This window comes from Streptosporangium brasiliense, assembly GCF_030811595.1.
In the GTDB taxonomy this organism is placed as follows: domain Bacteria; phylum Actinomycetota; class Actinomycetes; order Streptosporangiales; family Streptosporangiaceae; genus Streptosporangium; species Streptosporangium brasiliense.
In genome coordinates, this window is record NZ_JAUSRB010000002.1 from 4,868,900 (window position 1) to 4,890,623 (window position 21,724).

General features: G+C 71.6%; 21 protein-coding genes and 1 pseudogene. 3 read left to right on the forward strand and 19 right to left on the reverse strand.

Going from position 1 to position 21,724, the window contains the following annotated elements:
* Positions 1 to 24: 24 nt before the first annotated feature.
* From J2S55_RS30780 to J2S55_RS30830, 11 genes are all read right to left on the reverse strand, one after another.
* Complete coding sequence (locus J2S55_RS30780; RefSeq protein ID WP_306868120.1) at positions 25 to 921, reverse strand: hypothetical protein; 897 nt, start codon at positions 919 to 921, stop codon at positions 25 to 27.
* Positions 918 to 1,244 (reverse strand): hypothetical protein, encoded by a 327-nt coding sequence (locus J2S55_RS30785; RefSeq protein WP_306868122.1) that lies wholly within the window; start codon positions 1,242 to 1,244, stop codon positions 918 to 920. The genes J2S55_RS30780 and J2S55_RS30785 overlap by 4 nt, the downstream gene beginning before the upstream one ends.
* A gap of 118 nt (positions 1,245 to 1,362) precedes the next feature.
* On the reverse strand, positions 1,363 to 1,926 hold the full coding sequence (locus J2S55_RS30790; RefSeq protein WP_306868124.1) for a helix-turn-helix domain-containing protein: 564 nt from the start codon (positions 1,924 to 1,926) through the stop codon (positions 1,363 to 1,365).
* A gap of 54 nt (positions 1,927 to 1,980) precedes the next feature.
* On the reverse strand, positions 1,981 to 2,310 hold the full coding sequence (locus J2S55_RS30795) for a hypothetical protein (protein WP_306868126.1): 330 nt from the start codon (positions 2,308 to 2,310) through the stop codon (positions 1,981 to 1,983).
* 430 nt (positions 2,311 to 2,740) lie between these two features.
* Complete coding sequence (locus tag J2S55_RS30800; RefSeq protein WP_306868128.1) at positions 2,741 to 4,633, reverse strand: CocE/NonD family hydrolase; 1,893 nt, start codon at positions 4,631 to 4,633, stop codon at positions 2,741 to 2,743.
* A gap of 450 nt (positions 4,634 to 5,083) precedes the next feature.
* Positions 5,084 to 6,406, reverse strand: coding sequence for a serine hydrolase domain-containing protein (locus tag J2S55_RS30805; protein WP_306868130.1), 1,323 nt, complete (start codon positions 6,404 to 6,406; stop codon positions 5,084 to 5,086).
* 440 nt (positions 6,407 to 6,846) lie between these two features.
* A complete protein-coding gene (locus J2S55_RS30810; protein ID WP_306868133.1) occupies positions 6,847 to 8,055 on the reverse strand; it encodes a cytochrome P450 in 1,209 nt (402 codons plus the stop codon).
* Between the two features lie 107 nt (positions 8,056 to 8,162).
* On the reverse strand, positions 8,163 to 8,309 hold the full coding sequence (locus J2S55_RS30815) for a hypothetical protein (protein WP_306868134.1): 147 nt from the start codon (positions 8,307 to 8,309) through the stop codon (positions 8,163 to 8,165).
* Positions 8,306 to 8,545, reverse strand: coding sequence for an ATP-binding cassette domain-containing protein (locus tag J2S55_RS30820; protein WP_306868136.1), 240 nt, complete (start codon positions 8,543 to 8,545; stop codon positions 8,306 to 8,308). Before J2S55_RS30820 ends, J2S55_RS30815 begins: the two co-directional genes overlap by 4 nt.
* Positions 8,545 to 8,958 carry a DUF1048 domain-containing protein gene (locus J2S55_RS30825; protein ID WP_306868138.1) on the reverse strand — a complete coding sequence of 138 codons (414 nt, stop codon included), beginning with the start codon at positions 8,956 to 8,958 and terminating at the stop codon, positions 8,545 to 8,547. The genes J2S55_RS30820 and J2S55_RS30825 overlap by 1 nt, the downstream gene beginning before the upstream one ends.
* Before the next feature lie 2 nt (positions 8,959 to 8,960).
* On the reverse strand, positions 8,961 to 9,290 hold the full coding sequence (locus J2S55_RS30830) for a PadR family transcriptional regulator (RefSeq protein WP_306868140.1): 330 nt from the start codon (positions 9,288 to 9,290) through the stop codon (positions 8,961 to 8,963).
* Between the two features lie 129 nt (positions 9,291 to 9,419).
* On the opposite strand from J2S55_RS30830, the pseudogene J2S55_RS30835 reads away from it, so the two are divergent.
* Both J2S55_RS30835 and J2S55_RS30840 read left to right on the forward strand, forming a co-directional pair.
* A pseudogene (locus tag J2S55_RS30835) lies at positions 9,420 to 9,893 on the forward strand (transposase); the annotation flags it as partial.
* Between the two features lie 132 nt (positions 9,894 to 10,025).
* Positions 10,026 to 10,787 carry an SAM-dependent methyltransferase gene (locus J2S55_RS30840; RefSeq protein WP_306868141.1) on the forward strand — a complete coding sequence of 254 codons (762 nt, stop codon included), beginning with the start codon at positions 10,026 to 10,028 and terminating at the stop codon, positions 10,785 to 10,787.
* Here J2S55_RS30840 and J2S55_RS30845 read toward each other — a convergent pair.
* On the reverse strand, positions 10,774 to 11,937 hold the full coding sequence (locus J2S55_RS30845; RefSeq protein ID WP_306868143.1) for a cytochrome P450: 1,164 nt from the start codon (positions 11,935 to 11,937) through the stop codon (positions 10,774 to 10,776). The two genes, J2S55_RS30840 and J2S55_RS30845, sit on opposite strands and share 14 nt — an antisense overlap.
* A gap of 260 nt (positions 11,938 to 12,197) precedes the next feature.
* On the opposite strand from J2S55_RS30845, the gene J2S55_RS30850 reads away from it, so the two are divergent.
* Positions 12,198 to 12,854, forward strand: coding sequence for a response regulator transcription factor (locus tag J2S55_RS30850; protein WP_306868144.1), 657 nt, complete (start codon positions 12,198 to 12,200; stop codon positions 12,852 to 12,854).
* Positions 12,855 to 12,887: 33 nt separating this feature from the next.
* Here J2S55_RS30850 and J2S55_RS30855 read toward each other — a convergent pair whose 3' ends face one another.
* From J2S55_RS30855 to lanKC, 7 genes are all read right to left on the reverse strand, one after another.
* On the reverse strand, positions 12,888 to 14,888 hold the full coding sequence (locus J2S55_RS30855) for a prolyl oligopeptidase family serine peptidase (protein ID WP_306868146.1): 2,001 nt from the start codon (positions 14,886 to 14,888) through the stop codon (positions 12,888 to 12,890).
* Complete coding sequence (locus J2S55_RS30860; protein ID WP_306868148.1) at positions 14,885 to 16,729, reverse strand: ATP-binding cassette domain-containing protein; 1,845 nt, start codon at positions 16,727 to 16,729, stop codon at positions 14,885 to 14,887. Before J2S55_RS30860 ends, J2S55_RS30855 begins: the two co-directional genes overlap by 4 nt.
* Positions 16,726 to 18,411 carry an ABC transporter ATP-binding protein gene (locus J2S55_RS30865; RefSeq protein WP_306868150.1) on the reverse strand — a complete coding sequence of 562 codons (1,686 nt, stop codon included), beginning with the start codon at positions 18,409 to 18,411 and terminating at the stop codon, positions 16,726 to 16,728. Before J2S55_RS30865 ends, J2S55_RS30860 begins: the two co-directional genes overlap by 4 nt.
* A 74-nt stretch (positions 18,412 to 18,485) precedes the next feature.
* Positions 18,486 to 18,617: a SapB/AmfS family lanthipeptide gene (locus J2S55_RS30870; protein WP_306868152.1), complete on the reverse strand. Its 132-nt coding sequence runs from the start codon at positions 18,615 to 18,617 to the stop codon at positions 18,486 to 18,488.
* 39 nt (positions 18,618 to 18,656) lie between these two features.
* A complete protein-coding gene (locus J2S55_RS30875) occupies positions 18,657 to 18,788 on the reverse strand; it encodes a SapB/AmfS family lanthipeptide (RefSeq protein ID WP_306868152.1) in 132 nt (43 codons plus the stop codon).
* Positions 18,789 to 18,827: 39 nt separating this feature from the next.
* A complete protein-coding gene (locus tag J2S55_RS30880) occupies positions 18,828 to 18,959 on the reverse strand; it encodes a SapB/AmfS family lanthipeptide (RefSeq protein WP_306868154.1) in 132 nt (43 codons plus the stop codon).
* A gap of 4 nt (positions 18,960 to 18,963) precedes the next feature.
* The gene (gene lanKC / locus J2S55_RS30885; protein ID WP_306868156.1) at positions 18,964 to 21,603 is read right to left on the reverse strand and encodes a class III lanthionine synthetase LanKC; all 2,640 of its coding nucleotides are present in this window, start codon (positions 21,601 to 21,603) and stop codon (positions 18,964 to 18,966) included.
* Between the last annotated feature and the right edge of the window lie 121 nt (positions 21,604 to 21,724).

Sequence of the window (21,724 nt, forward strand, 5' to 3'; positions counted from 1 at the left end):
CTGACGGAAGTCTTCCATTGGTCGTCACTCCCAGGGGAACGAGTAAGAGCCGTCGGCGGCCTGCTCCGGCGTGATCTGCCCGGTGATCGTCTGCTGGCCACCGAGGATGTCGTGGAACGCCTTGGCTCCGGCGATCTGCGGCAGGCCCTGTGGCAACGGCAGGCCGGCCTTCGCCTGCGGCCAGAGACGTCCGGCCGGATGGACGCCGCCGAGGGCGCGCGCGGTCAGGTCGCGTTCGATCCGATTGGCGGTGCCCCAGATCAGCAGCGGGCCCTGGGCCATGGTCGCGTACCCCAGGTCACGCAGGGCACTGGAGTCGCCGCGCAGCGCCTCGTAGCCGACGTCGGCGGTAATGGTCGTGGCCAGGGCACCGGCGCACCCGTGCAGGAGGGCGTCGAGCAGCTGCTCCGTCTTCGCGTACCCGGCGTAGAGCCTGGTCAGGGCCTGCGTGGCCGAGGCCCCGGCGGCCGCCAGACTGAACGGCGTGATGGCCGCGACAAGGACCCATGCCGCCACCGCGGCCAGAGCCGCCGCGACCAGGCACTGGAAGAAGATCATCGCCGCCAGAGCCCCGCCGACGGTGTACAGGACGAGGGCGGTGACCATGGCGCGGATCTCGATGCTGCGCAGGTCGGCCAGATAGGCGTCCATGCGCCGCTGGAAGGCCCGGCCGTCCTCGCTCCGCCAGGCGGTCACGGCCGCCCCGTCCACCAGGCGCTCGACGTTCTGCCTGGCGGTCGTGACATTGTCGTGCACCTCCAGCCAGGTCTTCGCCGCGTCGAAGAACGCCTGCGGGTCGTACTGGTGGACGTACATCCGCCCGACGAACGGCCACGCCGCCGGGACGCCCAGCGCCGAGAGTGTCACCGCCGCGCCCGTGCCCGTCGCCAGCCCGCCAAGCCCCAGCTCCTTGAAGGTCATACCGCTCTCACACGGCTGGCGTCCTCGGCGTGCTGCCAGGTGGCAGCGGATACGGCCACGCCGTCCTGGATCCGCGTGGTGTCGTCGGTCACGCGGCGCAGCTCCGCGATGGTGAACGCCTCGACCTCGTTGTAGGCCACCGCCAGCGAATAGGTGAACGACGTGAACGCGGCCTCTGCCACGGCAAGGCCGACGAGGCTGGGCACCACTTGGTCGAGCGGCTGGGCGGCCGTGGGGAATCGCGTGGCGATCTCCCTGATGCGATCCCTCTCGATCTCGACCTCGCAAGGACTGGCCGGCTCTGGCTGCGGATAGTCTGACATCTTTCGCTTTCGTCCGTATGGGCAGTGATCTCTCCAGCCTCGCCGCTAACGCCCTGGCACGGGGCGGTCCTGATGGAAGCCCTACGCGTACCGGGCGCTCCCTGTTGGGATCTTGACGCTAGAAGGGCCAGGCCGCTGTGCGTGCCATGCGCTGTGCCGGGATCGCCGGGGTGCCCTGGGTGCCGTCGAGGGGCTGGCAGCGCTCGAGGAGCTGGCGGTGAACTGCGGGCGCGGCGCTGACGCGCAGGGTGTAGCCCTGGCCGCGCCGTACGGTCACGCCGTGGTCGAGCGCGGACCGCTCGTCGGGCTCCAGCTCGGCGGCACGGAGGAAATCGGCAATCTTGCCCGGCATGTCGAGGGTGACCGGCAGCTCCGGGGCCGGGGCGTCCTCGTTGTCGGCGACGGTGTTTTCGGGCATGAGGTCGGCGATCGCCCTGCGGACGGCGCCGCGGCTGACGCCGTGCTCGCGGGCCAGAGCGGCGATGGATCGGCCGTTCAGGTAGACGGTGTCGGCCAGGATGCCGCTCATCGAGGACAGGCCCCGGCCCTCCTCGATGCGGGCGGCGAGATCGGGGTCGCCGTGCCCGTCGACGTGGCCGGCCATCAGGGCGATGCCGTACGGCGGCTTGGCGCGCTCGATCATCAGGTACCGACCGGGCGCGTCGGCGATCAGGATGCCCACCGAGGCGTGCCCGCACACCGGGGCCGCCGAGATCGAGCCGACCGACCCGTGCTCCTAGTCGGCCTCCACGATGTGACCGATCGCAGTGTGAGCGCGGTGGGCGTGCCGATCGGCCTTCTCCAGGAAGTCCGTCATCCACTCCATCCTCTGGCGGACCTCGGCCAGGCGGGCCTCCGGGTCGGGGTCTCTGGTGTCATCGCGCAGGGTATAGCGCGTCGTCAGAGTTATGACCTCGGCTCCCATGTGGCCGGCCAGGGTGGCGGCGGCCTGGATCACCGCGCTCAGCAGCCCGCCGATCTCGTGCAGTTCGGCCAGCTCCAAGGGGCGCTGCTCGGATGCGGCGTGCGAGAGCTCGCTGAAGCGGGTCAGGTCCTCGGTGTCCATGGGCAGGGCCTCCTGGGGATCGGCGGTCCGGCAACGTCCAAGATTCTTTCAGCAGTGGCGCAATCGCTGCAGTCGGCCACTTCGTCGCCGCAGTCCTACACAAAGCGGATTGATGTTGCCCAGCCGCATGAACACCCTGCTTTACCTTCCGGATCGCAGAAAATCCAACGGATACCGCTGATCAGCGTCGACGTGGAGGACCCGGGCAAGGGCAGCGGCATCCTCGGCCCGGCCCGCCGCACCCACCAACCGGCACGCCAGCCCTGCGGTGTCCGCACATCAGGGCAGGTCAGGAATATATCCGTTGGATTTTCCGCGATTACCAACCGGGACCCCTGCGGTGGCAGGTGCCCGCACATAGCGTCCGCGACGTCATGCCTACGGTCGCGGCCGGCATGGCCGCGACCGTAGGCGAACATTGATCTTGTCGTTACTCGATGGACGTGCCGGTGACCAGCGGCAGCGAAATCGACGTGCCAGCCAGGTCGGCGGTGACCTCGGCCCCGGTGCCGGGTTCGACATCGTCGCCGGTGCCATTGCCGGTCACGTCGAGGTTGAAGTCGTCGTTTGCGCCGGTCAGTATCAGGCCCAGCCGGTGTCCGACCTTGAACTCGTAGTCCTGCGGCAGCATCTTCCAGGTGATCTGGTAGGACTTGCCCGGCGTCAGCGGTGCCTGGCGGCTGAGCGACTTGTGGTTCTGCGCGTCCAGGATTCCGCGGGTGACCACGTTGAAGCCGGAGGTCGCCGTGTTGTCGCCGGCCCTGAGGTAGCAGCCGTCGTCATCGGCCGTGCTCTGGCCGACGCAGTCTTCGCCGCCGATGAACTTGAGGCCTTCCGCGGACGTCGCGCCGCGTTCGCGGTAGTTGATGCGGGTGTCGGTGCCGTAGTCGACGAGCAGGACGCCCAGGTTGGCGGTCGGCTTGTCCAGCTTGAGGCGCAGGCTCACCGACGGTGTTCCGGACAGCCGCATCGCGCTCTTCAGCGGCGGGGTCAGGAAGGCCAGCCGGTTGGGGTTGGTGGTGGCGGGGTCGGTGGCCATCGCGATCTCGGTCTGGGCGGTGTCGAGGTAGCTGCCGGTGCCGGTCGAGGGCTTGCGGCCCAGGGAGCCGTCCTGCTGCGGCCGCAAGGTCGTCGTCCGCGTTGGTGCAGGCCAGTCGGCCTGGGTGATCCACCGGTCCGGGCCGAGCTGCACGTCGACGCGGGGCCGGCGCATGATGTCGTTGGGGACACCCATGAGTTCGTGGTCGAACCACTGGTGCAGGGTGTCGAGCCACACCTCGCGGCGGGCCCAGAACGGGTCGAGGTGCCCGTACTGGGTCACCCACGCCTTGCGCTGCACGGTGCGGGGCAGCTTGGCCCACCACTCGGAGAACTGGCTGCCCACAACGTTCCGGTCCTGCATGCCCATCACCGAGAAGACGCTGGCGCGGACGTTGCGCGCCTTCGAGATCGGCCCGGTCCGGTAGTTGCGTTCGTGCCAGTAGGCGTTGTAGTTGCCGGTGGCGTCGTCCGCGCCCTCGCGCAGGCGCTGGTGCACCGCCGCGCATTTCTCGTCCGGATCGAGGTCGACCCGCTGGGCCAGCTCTTCCTGGCCGCCCTTGTACCAGGTGAGGGTGCCATTGTTGCGCGATGTCTCGTATCCGCTGGTATAGCCCGCGATGTTCACGATCGTCTCCAGCCCTTGCACGCCGGTGCCGGCCACGCCGGCGCCGAGCGCTCCCTCATAGGAATGGCCGATCATCCCGGTGCGTCCGGTGGTCCAGGTGGCTTCGACCGGATCGCCCTTGTCGTCATAGGCGGTCGCCCGGCCGTTCAGCCAGTCGACGACCGCCTTGCCGCCCAGCACGTCGGAGGCGCCGTAGGTGGTCGGGCAACCATCGGACAGCCTGGTGCCGAGCATGTCGACGGACACGAACGCGTATCCGCGCGGCACGAAGTAGTTGTCCCAATACATCGGGAACTTCGTCACGTTCCCGTTCACGTCGTATTTCTTGTGTTCGTTCTCGTAGCCGACGCCTGGTACGTCGTAGTACGGGCTTTCGTGCATGATCACCGGGACCTTGAGCCCGGAATCGGACTCCTTCGGCCGGATGATGTCCACCCGGACCAGATCCTTCTTGCCATCGCCGTCACTGTCGACCGGCGACTGCACCCGGACGTGCTCGCGGATGGCGTCCTTGTAGGAGAAGACCGGCTGCGTCACTCCGCCGGAGACTTCAATCTTCGGCTCCGCCGTCGCGGACGCGGCGGGAGCAGCGGCGATCACGAGCGGGATCGCGATTACGACTGCGGCGAGGAACCCCCGGCGTCGGGAGTTGGACATGTGCCCTCCTTGGGCTGGTTGCTGCTGTCGGTGGCATCGTCATGGCGCGCCAAGAAGGTGCCATGGCGAGGTCGTGGTGGGACCAGGGAGCGTTTCCGCTTGTCAGTGCGGATGTGCCGGCCAGATCAGCGGGATCGGCGGCGGCCGCCGGAGCACACGGAGGCGGCGGCGGGTGCGCCGACGGGCAGCGCCAAGCTCATCGTGGCGCGGGCGAATGGTGAGGGTGTGACCGGCGTCGGCCCAGCCGGGCAGGTCACGGTGCTGTCAGCGGTGTCGATGGCGAAGGCATCGAGAAGTCGAGCCCGCCGGGCACGGTCCGGCACAGCGGCGCGGGTTTGATCACGGCGCGATGTCCGGCGGCGGGCGTCGGCCGGGGTGAGCGAGCCGGTGTGCTTCCTGGATCTGTTGTGAAGTCCACCTGCGTGGACGGATAGGGGGATGCGGTCCCGTCTAATGAGCCGGCTCGGCCGCGTCAGCCGACCTGGCCTGCCCGTCGCAGAACACCGTCATGACGAGGTTGTTCAACGCCTTCGGGAACTCCGTCGCCACGTCCACGGCGGCGTCGCCAGTGGTGATCGAGGCGGTCAGGGTCTTCTTGCCGTCGGGCGTGCTGAACATCAGCGCCCCGTAGCCGTTGCTGCTGCCGTTGTGGTTGAGGATGATGCCGTCGCACTTCGGACCGGTGTCCTGCACGTACAGCCCGAGGCCGTAGCTGCCGAAGAGGCCGGCGCTGTTCGGGTGCGGCCTGCGCATCTCGGCCAGCAGCTCGGCCGAGATGAGCGTGCCGTCATTCAGCGCGGAGAAGAACGTGTGGAGATCCTCGGTGGTCGAGATGATCTCGCCCGCGGCAGAGATCCAAGAGGGGTTCTGGCGGGTGACGTCGATCACCTTCCACCGGCCGGCGGCGTCCTGGTAGCGGTAGTAGGCGTGGGCGTACGGCGCGGGCATACCCGAGCGGACGCCCGGTACCACGGTGTGCTGCAGCTTGAGCGGCCCCAGGATCCGCCGCTTCATCTCCACGGCGTAGGAGTGGCCGGTGACCTTCTCGATCAGCAGCTTGACCAGCACGTAGTTGGTGTTGGAATAGCTCCAGCCCGTCCCCGGATCGAACTTCGACGGCTTGGACAGCGCCAGCCGTACCAGCTCGTCGTCGGTGTAGGTGTGGAACCGCTTGGCCACCCACTCCTTGCCCTGCCAGGAGATCAATGACACCGGCTTCCCGTCGGGGCCGACGTCGAAGCTGTAGTCGAACAGCCCGCTGGTGTGCTGCAGCAGCATCCGCACCGTGATCCGCCGGTCCAGCTCGTACTGGGGCAGGTAGTCGGCCACCGGGGCGTCCAGCTTGACCTCGCCGGCGTCCACCAGTTTCAGCGCCAGGGTCGCGGTGAAGTTCTTGGTGGTGCTGCCGATCCGGAAGTGCCCGCCCGTCGGCGGCTTGGCGCTCGTGCCCAGCTTGCGCACCCCGGCGCTGCCGACCCACTCGCCTCGCTCATCGTTCACGCGCATCTGCATCCCGGCGGCGAGACCGGAATCGACGAACGCCTGGATGGCCTTCCGCAGCTCCGGACGATCCTGCCCGACAGCAGCGGCCTTCGACACGGCCCTGCTGTCGGCGGCGGCCATCCCGGGGGTGGACGCCCCGGCGAGCAGCGCGGCCGCCAGCGCCGTGACCGCCACTCGCCGGAAGACCTTGCCGCGGATGACCGGGTGTTGGTGCACGCCGAAGACGCGCGCCTTGGTCGCCGTGATCGCTGATGGGGATTGGGTTTTCATAGTTCCTTGTCTCTGTTGTCGCGCTCAGGCGAAGCGCTCGCCCGGCGATTCGGGGTCGGTCGAGCTCGAAATCCTTGTCGGCGGTGAGGAGCCTGGGGTCCGGAAAGGGCCCCGAGACAAGCTGTTGCCGCCAGGGCCGGCAGTACGTGGTCGGCGAGTTCGGCTACGGACTTGCTGCTCAGGTTCAGGACCTTGGGGTACGTGGCGAGCACGTGCCCGACCAGACCGGTCCCGGAGCCCAGGGCGATGGAGCCGTCGACGGCGGCCCGGTGGGGCTTGCCGGTTGAACGGACGGATGGCGGCTTCGGTGACCGAGACGCTCCTCGTCCGGGTACCACCGAGACACGGGCGGAAACGGACCGCGGATGCGATCGCCGTAGGCAAGCGACCACAGCGGTGGCGGGCGGCCGTACGCGACCTCGTCCGCCACCGGCTCGTGGTCAGGCGTCCCAGGTGACGGGGAGGCTCTTGACTCCGTAGATGTCCGCGGTCTCCGGGCGCAGGCTGACCTCCTCGGCGGGTACGGCCAGGCGTAGCGTGGGGAAGCGGTTGATCAGGGCGGGGAGCGCGACGCGCAGCTCGACGCGGGCGAGCTGCTGGCCCAGGCACTGGTGGATGCCGTGGCTGAAGGCCAGGTGGCCGCCGTTCTGCCGGCGCAGGTCGAGCGTGTGGGGGTCGGGGAAGCGTTCGGGGTCGCGGTTGGCGGTGTTGAGGGACAGGATGACCGTCGTGCCGGCCTCGATGGTGTGGCCGCCCAGCTCGACGTCCTCCAGCGCGACCCGGTGGAACTGCTTGGCGACGCTCAGATACCGCAGCAGCTCTTCGACGGCCTGGTCGGTGAGCGCGGGGTCGGTGCGCAGCGCGGCGAGCTGGTCGGGGTTCCGCAGGAGGGCGAAGGTGCCCAGCGCCAGCATGTTGGCGGTGGTGTCGAACCCGGCTGCCAGCAGGATCAGGGCGATGCCCTTGAGCTCCTCGTCGGTCAGGTCGCTGTCGAGCAGGTCGCTGAGCACGTCGTCGGTGGGGTTGGCGCGCTTGGCGGCCACCAGCTCGGCGAGATACTCCTGGGTTGCCAGGTAGGCCGCGATCAGCTCCTCGTCGCTGACTTCTCCGCCGAGGAAGGTGTCGATGTTCTCCTGGAAGCGGCCCCGGTCCTCGTACGGCACGCCCAGCAGCTCGCAGATCACGATGGAGGGGATGGGCTTGGCGAACGCGGTCACCAGGTCGGCCGTCGGGCCGGCCTTGTCCATGGCGTCCAGGTGGTCGGCGGTGATCTGCTCGACGCGTTCGGTGAGCAGCCGCATCCGTCGGACGGTGAACTTGCCGACCAGGGGTTTGCGGTAGCGGCTGTGCTGCGGCTCGTCCATGAGGAGGAACTCGCCGGGCGGCGCCGGGGGGACCTCGATGTCGCCGTAGTCGACCAGCGGGTGGTGGAGCATGAGCTCCTTGCGGGAGCTGAAGCGCTGGTCGGCCAGGACCGACCGGACCAGGTCGTATCCGGTGACCAGCCAGCCCTGGTGACCGCTGGGGAAGGGGAAGCGGCTGATCGGGCCGTGCTCACGGGCCTCGATCAGCTCCTTGGGCGGGTCGAAGGGGCAGCCGGACTGACGCGCGGTCGGCATCGCCGTGAGGGTGTGAAGGGATTCAGTCATGATCTTCCTTGTCTCGCGACAGGACGTGTCTTGTTCAGGGCAACCGCGCCGCGATCTGCCTGTCCGCCATGCTCATCGGGATCAAGACAAGCCCGACCGACACGGCCCTAGGAGATCTTGCGGTGGTAGGTCCTCATGGCGAAGGCGTAGGCGACGACGAGGATGCCGACACACCAGGCGAGGGCGACCCAGACGTCGGTGCCGACCGGCTGCCCGATGAACAGGGCGCGGATGGCGTTGACGATGGAGGTCACCGGCTGGTCTCGGCGAAGGCGCGCACCGGGCCGGGCATGGTGGCGGTGGGCACGAACGCCGAGCTGAGGAAGGGCAGGATCTTCACGGCGGTGGTCTTGCCCGCCCCGTTGGAGCCGAGCAGGGCGAAGATGCTGCCCCGCGCCACCTCGAAGTCCACGCCGCGCAGCACGCGCAGCTCCTTGTAGGACTTCTCCAGACCCCGCACCTGGATCGCCGGGGCTTGCTGGGTCGTCATCACTCTGTCCTGTCTTGTGGTGGGGTGGTTTCGCCGGCGGCGCGGGCGATGGCGTTGGTGAAGCGGTTGCGTTCGCGGGCCCGGTACTGGCCGAGGGGGTAGTTGGCCATGAACGCCTCGACGAACTCGATGGGGTCGTCGCCGACGATGTCGCGGATCGGGGTTCCGTCGGCCGCGCCCTGCTCGAACAGGTCGGCGAGGTCCTCGTACATCGCCATCGCGCCGGCGCCGTCGGCCGGCCCGAAGTGCATCAGGTAGCGCTCCACGGCTTCGACCGCGATGCGGTAGTTCTCGGGAAGCTGCTTGATACGCGCCTTGTAGTGCCGGTAGCGCTTCTTCTCCTCCAGCGACCCGGTGACCACCTCCAGATACTGCAGGTAGCGGCTTTTCGGCTCGTTCGACCCTGTGGCCATGGCTAATTGCCTCCTTCGCGGAGCTGTTCGAGCCTCTCGGCCAGGAAGCTCCAGGTTCGCCAGAACTCTTCGAGGTACTCCCGTCCCTGGTCGTTGAGGGAGTACACCTTGCGTGGCGGCCCCTTCTCCGACGGGACCTTCTCCACGTCGACCAGGCCGCGCTGCTCGATCCTGACCAGCAGCGCGTAGACGGTGCCCTCGGCGATGTCGGAGAAGCCCTGATCCCGCAGCTGCGCGGTGATCTCGTAGCCGTACGCGGGCCGGCTGGACAGGATCGCCAGGACGATGCCCTCCAGCGTTCCCTTGAGCATCTCGGTGGCGAGCTTGCCCATGGGGCGCCTCCTTTCAGCTACTTGGTGTTGCTGACTACCAGTACAAAGTAACACTGACTACCCGTACCTAGCAACACTGAATAGGGGGTGAGAACAACGGTGTAACTCCTGATCATGGAGAACGCACTGATGAGTCCTGTGATCCAGGAGTCGACGGAGATCGACCTGGAGGACGCCGCGGTGGCGCGCGAGAGGCCCGAGAACTCGACGGGTCGGGAGCTGGTGGCCAGGCTGGTCGACCAGGCTCGCGCCGAGGGCGTGGAGTTGGTCGGCGAGAACGGGCTGCTGGGCAGGCTGGCCAAGCTGGTGCTGGAGTCCGCCCTCGAAGACGAGATCACCGGCCACCTCGGCCAGGACAGGCACGAGCGCTCCGGCAGCCAGGCGGGCAATTCCCGTAACAGCAGCCGTTCGAAGACCGTCATCACCGACGTGGGACCGGTGGAGATCACCGTCCCACGCGATCGGGACGGCAGCTTCGAGCCGAAGATCGTGCGCAAGCGGCAGCGGCGTCTGTCCGGCGTTGATGAGATGGTCATCTCGCCGGCCGCCAAGGGCCTGACCGGCGGAGAGATCTCCACGCACCTGGCTGAGGTCTACGGCGCCGAGTCGTGGGGAGACCCTGCCGGACCGCGGAAGCTGATTACTGACAGCTACTTTGCCCCTGGTGGCGCCGACCCGAGTGGAGGGCCTACTGTGGCGGCGCGCACCGCCCCCCGACAGCGAAGGTGATCACGCGTGAACTTCGACACGGCCAGACCGCACCCGGCGCGCGTCTACGACTGGATGATCGGCGGCAGGGAGAACTTCCCCGCGGACCGCGAGGCCGCGCAGCGGATCCTGGAGCTCAACCCGGACGCGCGCAGGTCGTTCGTGGAGAACCGCCGCTTCCTCGGCCGGGTGATCGGCCACCTCGTGGACCAGGGGGTCCGCCAGTTCCTCGACATCGGGGCGGGCCTGCCGGCCAGCGGCAACGTCCATGAGATCGCCCACGCCGTCGCGCCCGACACCCGCGTCGTCTACGTCGACCACGACGAGATCGTGCTGGCGCACGCCCGCGCGCTCATGGCCGGCTCCGACCGGGTGCGCATCGTCGGCGGCGACGCCACGAGGCCGCGGGAGATCCTGGACGAGCCGGTGGTGCGGGACTTCATCGACTGGTCCCAGCCGGTCGGCCTGCTGATGGTGGCGCTGCTGCACTTCGTCCCCGACGAGGCCGACCCCGCGCGGATCGTGCGCACCTTCCGCGACGCCCTCCCCGACGGGAGCTTCCTGGCGATCTCCCACGGCGTGGTGGAGGGCTGGGAGGACCGCAAGGAGCAGATCCGCAAGGCGTCGCAGGCCTACGTGCGCACCCGCGACGAGGTCGCCGACCTGTTCGCCGGGTTCGAGCTGCTGGAGCCGGGCATGGTGGATCTGGCGTTCTGGCGTCCCACCGACCCCGCCCCCGCGCCCACGGGGCTGTACGGCGGGGTCGGCAGGCTCCCTAGCGGAGTTTGACCGAGGTGGGCAGCGCGCGGAAGCCGCGCAGGTTCGGTGAGTGCACGAACTCGATGCCCGTCTCGTCGACGTCGTAGCCCTCCACCGCGGCGACGAGCTCCTCCAGGACGACCCTGAGCTGGAGGCGGGCCAGGGCCGCTCCGAGGCAGAAGTGCGGGCCGGACCCGAACGCGATGGCCTGACCGGTGTCGCGGGTCAGGTCGTAGCGGTCGGCGTGCGGGAAGGCCCGGGGGTCGCGGTTGGCGGACGCGCCGAGCAGCACCATGCGGGCGCCGGCCGGGACCGTCGTGCCGTGCAGGACGGTGTCGCGGGTGAGGCGGCGGGCGACCATCTGGGCGGACCCGTCGTAGCGGAGCGTCTCCTCCACCCACGCCGCGACGGCGCCCGCCCAGGCGATCGCGCGCTGGCCGGGATGGAGCCAGCCCTGGTACCAGGCGTTGGCCGCCAGCTTGGTCACCGACTCGTTGCCCGCGACGCCGATCAGCGACAGCACGGCGGCGATCTCGTCGTCGCCGAGCCGGTCCCCGTCGATCTCGGCCAGGACGAGCGCGCTGACGAGGTCCTCGCGCGGCCGGGCCCGCCGTTCGGCGATCAGCTCCTTGTAGAAGGCGGTCAGGGCGGTGGCGGCGTCCCAGAACGTCTGCGGTATCCCGGTGTCCCCGTCGTAGCGGGTGATGATGATCTCGGACAGGCGCAGCATCTCCGCCCGGTCCTCCCGCGGGACGCCGAGCAGCTCGGAGATGACGTACACCGGGACCGCCGAGACCACCCCGGCGAAGTCGAACCTGCCCGCCTCCAGCGCCGGGGCCAGGAGCTCGCGGGTGAGCGCCCGTACGGCGGGCTCCAGGCCGGCCACCCGGGCGGGGGTGAAGCCCCGGGAGACGAGGGCCCGCATCCGGGTGTGGCGGGGCGGGTCCATCGCCAGGAACCCCACCAGCTCGGACGCGCCGGCGTCCCACATCTCCAGGGTGACGCCGTGCGCGCTGGAGAACAGGGCCGGGTCCCGGAAGGCCGCGTTGACGTCGGCGTGCCGTGACAGCGCCCAGAAGTCCAGCTCGGCGTTGTGGTACAGCGGCGCCTCCTCACGGAGCCGCGCGTAGGTGGGGTAGGGGTTCTCTTGCAGCGCGTGGTCGAACGGGTTGTAGAGCAACAGGCCCTCATTCCGGCGCGGCGGACACGACCTTCATCATCAGCGGACCGGACGATAAGGGCAATACGGTCATGACTGCCTGTCGTTCCGGTCCGAGGGGCGGGGGTGTGCGGCGGGCCGCCTCCGGGAAGGTCATGATTTCCCACCCGGAATCGATGATCCGGTGCTTAACTCGGCTATCCAGGGTAGTCGGCTGACTGCCTGGGGTAGCAGTCATGCTCCGGGAGACACCACTGGGTCACCGAAAAGGGGAAAAACCGGTGATAAGCGTCCTGATCGCCGAGGACATGCATCTCATCCGTGGAGCGATGGTCGCCCTGCTCTCCGCCGAGCACGACATCAAAGTGGTCGACGACGTCGGGCACGGCGACGACGTGGTGCCCTCCTGCCTGGTCCACAGGCCCGACATCGCGCTCGTCGACATCGGCCTGCCCGGCACCGACGGCCTGGCCGCCACGGCGGAGCTGAACCGCAGGCTCCCCTCGTGCAAGGCGGTGATCCTGACCGGGCTGGCGACGCCGGCCGCGCTGCGCCGGGCGCTGGACGCCGGGGCGCGCGGGTTCGTCGTCAAGGACACCCCGGCCGGGCAGCTCGCCGAGTGCGTGCGCCGGGTGGCCGCCGGCGAGCGGGTCATCGACCCCGACCTCGCCGTCGCCGCGCTCAACGCCAGGCAGAACCCGCTCACCACCCGGGAACTGGAGGTCCTCAAGGCCGCGGCCGAGGGGGCGCCGGTCAGCGAGATCGCCGACCGGCTCTTCCTGTCCGGCGGCACGGTCCGCAACTACCTGTCGCGGATCCTGTCCAAGATCGGTGCCCGGACGCGGGTGGAGGCGGTCACCATGGCCCGGGAGGCCGGCTGGCTGTGGCCGGACGACGTGCGGGAGATCGGGCTGATCCGCTACCGGGACGTCAACTGAGGCCGGCCGCCGGCGCGCGCCGGCGGAGACCGGCTAGCGGGGCCGTTCGAGGCCGGTGTGCGCGGCGAGGAAGGCGAGCATGTCGCCCGCCAGTCCGACCGACCGGCTGACCGCCCGGGGCCCGTGCCCGACGCCGCTCTCGTGGCGCAGCAGGATCGGCCGGGAGCCCGAGGCCGCCCCCTGCAGCGCCGCGCACATCTTGCGGGCGTGGCAGGGGTCCACTCGGGAGTCGCCGTCGAAGGCGGTCAGCAGCGTTGCCGGGTAGTCCACCCCGTCCCTGACCCGGTGATAGGGGGAGTAGCCCAGCAGCCAGCCGAGCTGCTCGGGGTCGGCGGCCGTGCCGTACTCCGAGCGCCAGGAGGGGCCGAGCCCGGAGCGCTCGTAGCGGACCATGTCGAGCAGCGGGGCCGAGCAGACCGCCGCGGCGAACAGGTCCGGCCGCTGCGTCAGGGCGGCTCCGACCAGCAGCCCGCCGTTCGACTCGCCGCAGATGCCCAGCCGGTCGGCGCTGGTCCAGCCGTCGGCGATGAGCCGTTCGGCCGCCGCCACGAAGTCGTCGAAGACGTTCTGCTTGCGGTCGAGCATTCCGTCGCGGTGCCACTGCGCGCCCTGCTCGCCGCCGCCGCGCAGCTGGGCGAAGGCGAAGACCCCGCCGGCCTCGACCCAGGGCAGGACGTAGCTGGAGTAGGAGGGGGTGAGCGAGAGGCCGAACCCGCCGTAGCCGTACAGGATCGTCGGGCGGGGGCCGGTCCCGGGCCGGGCCAGCACGACCATCCGCACCGGTGTGCCGTCCGCCGAGGTGTAGACGAGCCGGCGGGCCGACAGCTCCGGCACCTCGACCGTGCCGGGCGCGGCGGCCCAGAGCGAGCTGCGGCCGGTGCGCGCGTCGTAGCGGTGCACGCTCCCGGGGGTGACGCTGTCGGTGTAGGTGAACCAGACCTCGTGGCCGCCCTCGGGCCGGGTGGACATCCGCCCGGCCGTCCCGAGGCCGGGCAGCGGCACCTGGCCAAGCGGCTCGCCGGTCGCCAGGTCGTGGACGCTGATCTCACTGATCGCGTGCCGGGTCCAGCCGACCAGGAGCACCGAGCCGTCGAGGACCGCGAAGTCGCCGATCACCGCCTCCGGATCCGGGCCGACCAGCTCGCGCCAGTGCTCGGGTCCGGGACGCGCCGGGTCGGCGACGCACAGGCGGCCCCGGGGCGCGCCCAGGGTGGTGAGGAGGTACAGGCGCCCGTCGCGGCCGACGGCGGGCGCCGTCACCGCGCCCGTCCCCTCCTGGACCACCCGCAGTTCGGGGCGGTCGGGAGGGGCGGCGGACAGGTCGGCCAGCCACAGGTCGTTGCCGCCGCCGTCGGCCGCCGCCGCCACCGTCAGCCAGCGGCCGTCGTGGCTGATCCCCAGGCCGTAGGAGCGGTCGGCGGGGCAGATCACCACGTCGTCGCCGACCGGGGTGCCGAGCCGGTGCAGGAAGACCTGGCGAGAGCGGACGTAGAAGAACGCCTTCCCGCCCGGCAGCCAGGCCACCGGCGCGTAGCGGCAGCGGTCGATGGGACCGTCGACGACCTGCCGGGTGCCGACGTCCATGACGTACAGCTCCGACCGCTCGTCGCCGCTCCTGGACAGCTGGTAGGCCAGCAGCCGGCCGTCGAGGTCGGGCTGCCAGTGGTCGAGCGTGGTCAGGCCGCTGGGGTCGAGCTCCGCCGGGTCGACCAGCGCCTGTTCGGCCTGTCCCGGCCCGGCGGTGTAGAGCACCGCGTGCTCCTGCCGGGCCGTACGGCGCAGCAGGAAGCGGCGCTGCCCGCGCCAGACCGGCGGGCTGACCGTCCCGGCGCCGGAGAGCTCGGCCACCCGGGCGTGCCACGCGTCGCGCCCGGCGAGCGTGGCGGCGTGGTCGCGCCACAGCCCGTCCTGGGCGGCCAGCCAGTCCCGGGTCGCGGCGCTCGCCGGATCCTCCAGCCACCGGTAGGGGTCGGGTACGGCGTGACCGTGGAGGTGGTCGACGATCGGCTGCCGCCCGGCGGGTGGGTAGATCATGGCACCAGCTCCTGGGTGTCCGAGGGGTTCCAGTGGCCGACCAGGTCGGCGTAGAGCGGCGAGGTGGCGAGCATCTCCTCGTGCCCTCCCAGCCGGACGCTCGTGCCGTCCATGACGAGGATCCGCCGGGCGCGCCGCGCGGAGGTCAGCCGGTGGGCGATGACGAGGAGGGTGCCCCCGCGGCGGGCGAACGCCTCCTCCGCGCGGGCCTCGGCCGCCGGGTCCAGATGGCAGGTCGCCTCGTCGAGGATGACCAGGCGGGCCGGGGTCAGGTAGGCCCGGGCCAGGGCCACCAGCTGGCGCTCGGCCGGCGACAGCAGACCGGAGTGGATCTCGGCGTGGTGGCCGCCCAGCCGGGCCACCAGGGCGGTCAGGCCGACCGCCGCCACGGCGTCGTCGACGGCCTGCCGCGGCGCCTGCGTCAGGTAGGTCAGGTTCTCCAGGAGCGTGCCCCGGAAGACGTAGGCCTCCTGGGGGATGAGCACCCGCTGGGCCGGGTCGAGCCGGTCGGCCGGGACGCCGCCGACGGTGACCTGCCCCGCGTCCGGCCGGAGCACGCCGGTGACGAGCGCGGCGAGGGTGGACTTGCCGATGCCGCTGGGCCCCACCACGGCGATGTGGTCCCCCTCGGGGACGGACAGGTCGAGATCGGAGATGACCGGTTCGGCGTGCGGGCCGTAGGCGAACCTCACGCCGCTCAGCCGCACCTCCACGTCCCGGGCCGCGCTCCGCGCGGTCGCCGGGCGGGCGGGCGCGCCGGAGCGGAGGATGCGGTCGAGCGACACGCGCAGCCGGACCCCGCTGATGCCCAGGCCCTCCACGAGGTTGCCGAGCGCCGGCGCCAGTGACTGCGTGACGTAGGCCAGGGCGCCGAGGATCACCCCGGCCCCGGCCCCCTGGCCCAGCAGCCAGGGGGTGCCGGCCAGCACGAGCAGGACCGGCAGCCGGCCGCCCACCGCCAGCGACAGCGTCCGCACGGCGGTGACCCTGGCGAGCGAGCGCCCGGCGGCGGCCTGCTCCGCCACCTGCCGGCCGACCCCGGCGGCCACCCGGTCGTCCGCCACGCAGGCGGCGACGTCGCGCAGCCCGCCGGTCACGGCGGTGACCGCCTCGGCGGTGCGCTCGTCGGCCAGCAGGAACGCCCGCTGCCGCCGGGCCATGGCCGGCAGCGAGAGCAGGAAGAGGCCCAGGCCGGCGACGAAGGGCGGCAGGACCAGCACGAGCACCTGGGGGATCAACGTCATCAGGCCGAGCACGACGCCGGCCACGGTGAAGACGAAGGACCTGACGACGGTGATGACCGAGGCCAGGGCGTCGCGGGCCAGCTCGACCTGCAGGTTCGACCGGGCCACCGCCGCGGTGTCCGCCCCGTGCCCGGCTGCCGCCGACCGCTCCAGCGTGCTCTCGACGACGTGGCCGAGCAGCTCCTCCCGGAACGGCTCCACGATGGCGGCGACGGCCAGCACGACCTGCCGCGCGCCCGCCGCGGCCAGCAGCCAGGCGCCGGCGAGGACGGCCAGCCAGGCGGCCCCGGTGCCGGGCCGGCCGGCGGCGAACCCCTCGTCGACGGCCCGCGCGATGGCGAGGCCGATGACGAGGGCGGGCGCGGTCTCCGCGACCGACCAGAGGCCGAGCCTGACAAGCAGGCGGGGGTCCCGCCGGAGCGCCCGGCGGATCGGGCGGTCGACCGGGCCGGCCTGGGCGGGGGCGCGGTGGCCGCCGCCCGTGGGGCCGGTCGCGGGGCGGGCGCGGTGGCTGCCGCCCGCAGGACCGGTCGCGGGGCGGGCGCGGTGGCCGTCGGCGGGGGCCGTCCGGGGCGGGGGGCGGTGGCCGCGGCTCACGGGGCGTCCGCCTGGAAGACGGCCCGGTATCCGGGGTCGTCCCACAGCGCCCGGTGCGTGTCGTAGGCGCGCACCCGGCCGCCGTCCAGCCAGATCACCCGGTCGGCGGCCGCCGCGGTCGCCACCCGGTGGGTCACGATCAGGCGGGTACGGCCGCGCAGCTCGCCGGCGAGCGCCCTGCCGACCTGCCGTTCGGTGACGGTGTCCAGGCTGGAGGTGGCGTCGTCCAGGACGAGCAGGCGCTCCCCCTGCGCGAAGGCGCGGGCCAGGCCGATCCGCTGCCGCTCCCCGCCGGACATCGGAGCCTCCCGCAGCGGGGTGTCGTATCCCAGCGGGAGCCGCCGGACGAAGGCGTCGGCGCGCGCCGCGCGGGCGGCCGCGCGCACGGTCTCCGGGGCGGGGCCGTCGAGGCCGAGGCCGATGGCGTCGGCGACGGTCTCCCCGACCAGGACGGGGCGTTCGAAGGCGTGCCCGACGGCCCGGCGCAGCGCCTCACGGGAGAGGTCGGGCAGTGGCACGCCGTCGAGGCGGACGGTCCCGCGGAGGGGGTCCACCAGGCGTCCGGCGAGGGCGGCCAGCAGCGACTTGCCGGCGCCCGACCGGCCGACCACGGCCACCGCGCATCCGCCGGGGACGACGAGGTGGACGTCGCGGAGGCCGTCGGCGGCGACGCCGCGCAGCTCCAGCGTGCCGGGACCGGCGGGCAGCGGCCGCCCGCCGTACGTCCGGGGTCCCTCGGCGATCAGCTCGACCACCCGGCCGGCGGCCGCGCGCGCCCGGGCCAGGCGGTTGACGTAGCCGAGCGCGGCGCCGAGGCCGGCTCCCAGCACGGCGTAACGGGCGGCGGAGTAGAGCTCACCGGCCGTGAGGTCACCGGCCGCCAGGCGCAGGCCGCCCACTCCCAGCACGGCCACCTCCAGCAGCGGCACCACCGCGCCCGCCTGGACGCCGGCCCGGGCGTTGGCCCGCCACATGTCCATGGCGTGCGCGCGCAGCCGGGGGAGCGCGGTCAGCACCCGTGACTTCTCCTGCGCGGCGGTGCCGGCCGCGGCGATCGTCCGGGCCCCGGCGAGGGCGTCGACCAGGCGGGCGGCGATGTCGCCCTGGGCCCGCTGGTAGTCGCCGGCGATCGAGGTGGTCGTGCGGAAGAACGCCCGGAGCACGAGCGCGATGAGGACGAGGGCGGTGACCAGGGTCAGGGTCAGCCAGAAGTCGATGAGGGAGAGCGCCACGACGCCGCCCGCGGTGGGGATGACCAGTGCCGCCCCGGTGACGATCGCCTCCGGCGCGCGCCCGGCCTCCTCGGCGTTCACGCCTGTCCGGGTGACCAGGTCGCCCTCGGGGAACCGGCGGGTCATCGCGGGGCCGGCCCCGAGGACGTGCCGCACGATCCGGTGCCGGAGCCAGGCCGAGACCTGGGCGCCGCTCGCCCCGGCGCCCCAGACACCGAGGGTGTCGCAGAGCACCGCCACGGCCACGACCGTGGCGCAGGCGCCCAGCCAGAGTCCGCTCGCGGGCTCGGCCGCGACCAGGCTGTCGACCGTCCTGCCCAGGAGAGCGGGCAGCGCCAGCTCCGCGAGCGCGCCGAAGACGGAGGTGAGGGCGAGGACGCCCAGCCAGGGGCCGCCCCGCCGGACGGTCTGGGCCACCAGCCGATCCGCCAGCCGATCTGCCGTCCGCACCGGTCGGTCCTCCTTCGGGAAAGGGCGATGCCCGGGACGGCTGCCGTCGCCGGCCGTCCCGGGCACCTGACTCACTAGTGGCAGAGCAGGAGGCTGAGGTTGCTCGGCTTGGCCGACTCGCAGCCGAGCACCGTCAGGGTGCTGCCGCCGCCGCCGCCGTGGCCGCCGCCGGGGGCTTCCATGGTCTGGAGGTCGAGAAGGATCATGGGATTACCTCGCTTCTTGGTGATGGGAACCGGGGACGACTAGTGGCAGAGCAGGAGGCTGAGGTTGCTCGGCTTGGCCGACTCACAGCCGAGCACCGTCAGGGTGCTGCCGCCGCCGCCGCCGTGGCCGCCGCCGGGGGCTTCCATGGTCTGGAGGTCGAGAAGGATCATGGGATTACCTCGCTTCTTGGTGATGGGAACCGGGGACGACTAGTGGCAGAGCAGGAGGCTGAGGTTGCTCGGCTTGGCCGACTCACAGCCGAGGACGGTGAGCGTGCTGCCGCCGCCGCCGTGGCCGCCCCCGGTAGGGGCTTCCAGGCTCTGGAGGTCGAGAAGTACCATGTGGTTACACCTCCTTCGGTGACTCGTCGTCGGAGCGGAGCCGCTCGGCGGATCCACGCACAGGCAGTGCCCCTGTCAAGGCGCCTGTGCCGCCGGGCGGCCCGGTAAAGGGGAGGGACACCGGCTGCCCGTGCAGCGCGGCGCCCATCGCGAACAGGACTCCGGCCGTGCCGGTCGCGAAGTCCATCGAGAGCCTGAGCAGTTGGTCGCCGGGGAAGGCCAGCCCGCCGCCATAGGGCAGCGCGTGCCAGCTCAGTCCGCGGATCTGCTCGGCCAGGTCGGTGTCGGAGCCGTGCGATGCCGGTCCCAGGCCCGTGGCGAGGGCCGCGACCATGCCGCTCCGGCCGGTGAACAGCCCCGGCTGGACGAAGTAGCGGCCCCGGGTGACGAGCCGGCAGCCGTCGAGCGCGGCGCGGAAGTCGTCGTCGTCACGGTGGGCCAGATATCGGGCGAGGACCAGGCCGATGCCCACGGAGCCCTCGTCCAGGTAGGGGAGGGTGCGCCAGCCCTGGTTGACCTGAAGCGTGCCGTCCTCGCCGGAGGTGCAGCGCCGCAGGTCCTGGCGGAGCGCCACGGCCGCCCGGTCGAGCAGCGACGTGTCGCCGGTCCGCTCGTAGGCGTGCAGGAACAGCAGGGCGGGGCCGGAGGAGCCGTACATCAGCCCCGCGCGGGGGCTGCTCCCGCCGCTGGTCTCCGGCACGTCGTCGGGACCGCCGAGCCGGTCGGCGCAGACGTCGACGGTCCGCAGCGCCAGGTCGGTGAGGGCCGGCTCCCCGGCGGCCGCGCCCAGGTGGAGCAGGTTCAGGCCGGCCCCGGCGAGCCCGCCGAACAGGCCGAGCTCCAGCGACTCCCACTTCTCCCGCAGGCACAGCTCGACCGTGTCGAGCGCGTCCTGGCGGTGCCCGAGCAGGTCCAGGACGTGGGCCACGCCGTGCAGGCCGTCGTAGAAGCCGATGCCCGTCCCCCGGCCGGGGGCCAGGGCCCTGCCGCGCAGCCAGTCCTCGTGCTCGGGGAAGCGGCCCGCCCCGGTCGCCGCCAGCGCGTAGAGCACGCCCGCCGCGCCGTAGGCGAGGCTGATGCCTCCGCCGGGCTGGAACTGGGCCACGTCGCCGGGGAAGAGCCGGTCCTCGCGCTCGGGGGTGGCGCTGGCCAGGATGGCCCGGCACATCGCGGCCCTGACCTGGGGCCAGCCGTCCCGGCCCGGTGCGGGGATCGGCCGGGCCGTCACCGGAGCGGTCCCCATGATGGTCCGGACGGCCTCCTCGATCACCGCGGGCGCCACGGGGAAGGTCTCCGTGATGAGCCCGGCGAGCTGGACCACCTTGGCCCGGTCGAGCGGCAGCATGATCGTGAGCTGGGGGGCGAACAGTCCGAGGCAGAGGCAGGCCAGGGCGTAGACGTCGACCTCGACGCCCTGCCGGTCGGCCGGCGCGCCGAAGGCGGGGTGGGCGAGGGCGGCCCGGTCGCGGTCCGCGGCGAGGGTCGCGACCTCGTAGTCGATCAGGACCAGCCGCCCCTGCTCGGTGATGAGGATGTTGTTGGGGTGCAGGTCGCCGAAGACCACCCCCCGCCCGTGCAGGGACTCGACCGCCCGCCGGACCTTGGGGAGCACCTCCAGCACCCAGGAGGTGTATCCGGCGACGGCCTCCTGGTCGCAGTCGGCCCGGGTCAGCGGGTATCGCTGCACGAGGAGCCGCTGCAGCGGGTTGCCGTCGACGAACTCCTGGACCAGGAAGTGGTGCTCGCCGAGCGTGAAGTAGTCGAGCAGCGCCGGTACCGCCTCCAGCCCCGACAGGCGCTCCAGCATGTCCCGCTCGTGCGCCAGCCGCGCCACGGCGTCGCGGTCGGCGGCGTCGAGCCCGGCGTACGGGCGGGCCTCCTTCAGCACCACCCTCTCGCCGCTGCGCAGGTCCCGGCCGAGATACACGCCCCCGCCGTTGGAGAACTGCATGACGCTCTCGATCGTGTACGGCAGGCCGTTGGTCGTGACAGCGTTGCGGGCCGCCAGGTGGGGCTCCAGGAACTCCGGCAGCGTCACCCAGGACGGCAGGCTGAAGGCGGGCTCCCGCACGTCGGGGACCAGCCGTCCCTCGCCGTCCTCGACGGCCAGCACCAGCTCGCCGTTGCCGCCCAGGCAGCGCCGGGGCGTGAAGCCGCCGTAGCGCACGTAGAGGGGGCCCTCGGCGTAGCGGAGATCGCTGAGGATGTAGGGGCCTCTCACTCCGTGGAGCAGTCCGTTGAGCTCCTTCAGCGTGAGTTCGAGCTGGCCCTCGTCCAGGGGGTAGATCGTCACGAGCTTGCCGCTGGAGCCGCGGGCGGCCGCCTTGGAGTTCAGCATGGTCATGACCGGCCGGTTGCGCAGGAACTTGAACGCGATGTCGCGCGGCACGCAGTAGTCCCAGACGGCCTCCAGGGCGCGCTCGGCGTCCTCCAGGCACGCCGACACGTGGATCTTCCAGCCCTGGGCCGGCCTCCGCGTGGCCAGGGGCGCGTAGTGCATCCAGGTGTCGGTCGCCTGGTGCTCCCAGCCCTCGGGGACCTGCCGGGCCACGAGCGGGAAGTCGGGGTGGTCGCCCCGGCGGCCGTCAAGGGTGTCGTAAAAGAGCCGGTCCGCGAGGCAATAAAGCTCATACTGGTCATTCACGGCAATCTCCCTGCTGTCTTCCAGAAGAGAGAATTACGGATAACCCGAGAAATCACCAGTTACAAACTCAACTACTCATACGTGCGAACTTCACAGCCTTAATCATGAAGATGTGCGCCAC

Bases quoted from the DNA above. Each gene is read 5' to 3' on its own strand.
- J2S55_RS30780 (WP_306868120.1), bottom strand. From the start codon at position 921: ATGACCTTCAAGGAGCTGGGGCTTGGCGGGCTGGCGACGGGCACGGGC.
- J2S55_RS30785 (WP_306868122.1), bottom strand. From the start codon at position 1,244: ATGTCAGACTATCCGCAGCCAGAGCCGGCCAGTCCTTGCGAGGTCGAG.
- J2S55_RS30795 (WP_306868126.1), bottom strand. From the start codon at position 2,310: ATGGACACCGAGGACCTGACCCGCTTCAGCGAGCTCTCGCACGCCGCA.
- J2S55_RS30800 (WP_306868128.1), bottom strand. From the start codon at position 4,633: ATGTCCAACTCCCGACGCCGGGGGTTCCTCGCCGCAGTCGTAATCGCG.
- J2S55_RS30805 (WP_306868130.1), bottom strand. From the start codon at position 6,406: ATGAAAACCCAATCCCCATCAGCGATCACGGCGACCAAGGCGCGCGTC.
- J2S55_RS30810 (WP_306868133.1), bottom strand. From the start codon at position 8,055: ATGACTGAATCCCTTCACACCCTCACGGCGATGCCGACCGCGCGTCAG.
- J2S55_RS30820 (WP_306868136.1), bottom strand. From the start codon at position 8,545: ATGACGACCCAGCAAGCCCCGGCGATCCAGGTGCGGGGTCTGGAGAAG.
- J2S55_RS30825 (WP_306868138.1), bottom strand. From the start codon at position 8,958: ATGGCCACAGGGTCGAACGAGCCGAAAAGCCGCTACCTGCAGTATCTG.
- J2S55_RS30830 (WP_306868140.1), bottom strand. From the start codon at position 9,290: ATGGGCAAGCTCGCCACCGAGATGCTCAAGGGAACGCTGGAGGGCATC.
- J2S55_RS30855 (WP_306868146.1), bottom strand. From the start codon at position 14,888: ATGATCTACCCACCCGCCGGGCGGCAGCCGATCGTCGACCACCTCCAC.
- J2S55_RS30870 (WP_306868152.1), bottom strand. From the start codon at position 18,617: ATGATCCTTCTCGACCTCCAGACCATGGAAGCCCCCGGCGGCGGCCAC.
- J2S55_RS30875 (WP_306868152.1), bottom strand. From the start codon at position 18,788: ATGATCCTTCTCGACCTCCAGACCATGGAAGCCCCCGGCGGCGGCCAC.
- J2S55_RS30880 (WP_306868154.1), bottom strand. From the start codon at position 18,959: ATGGTACTTCTCGACCTCCAGAGCCTGGAAGCCCCTACCGGGGGCGGC.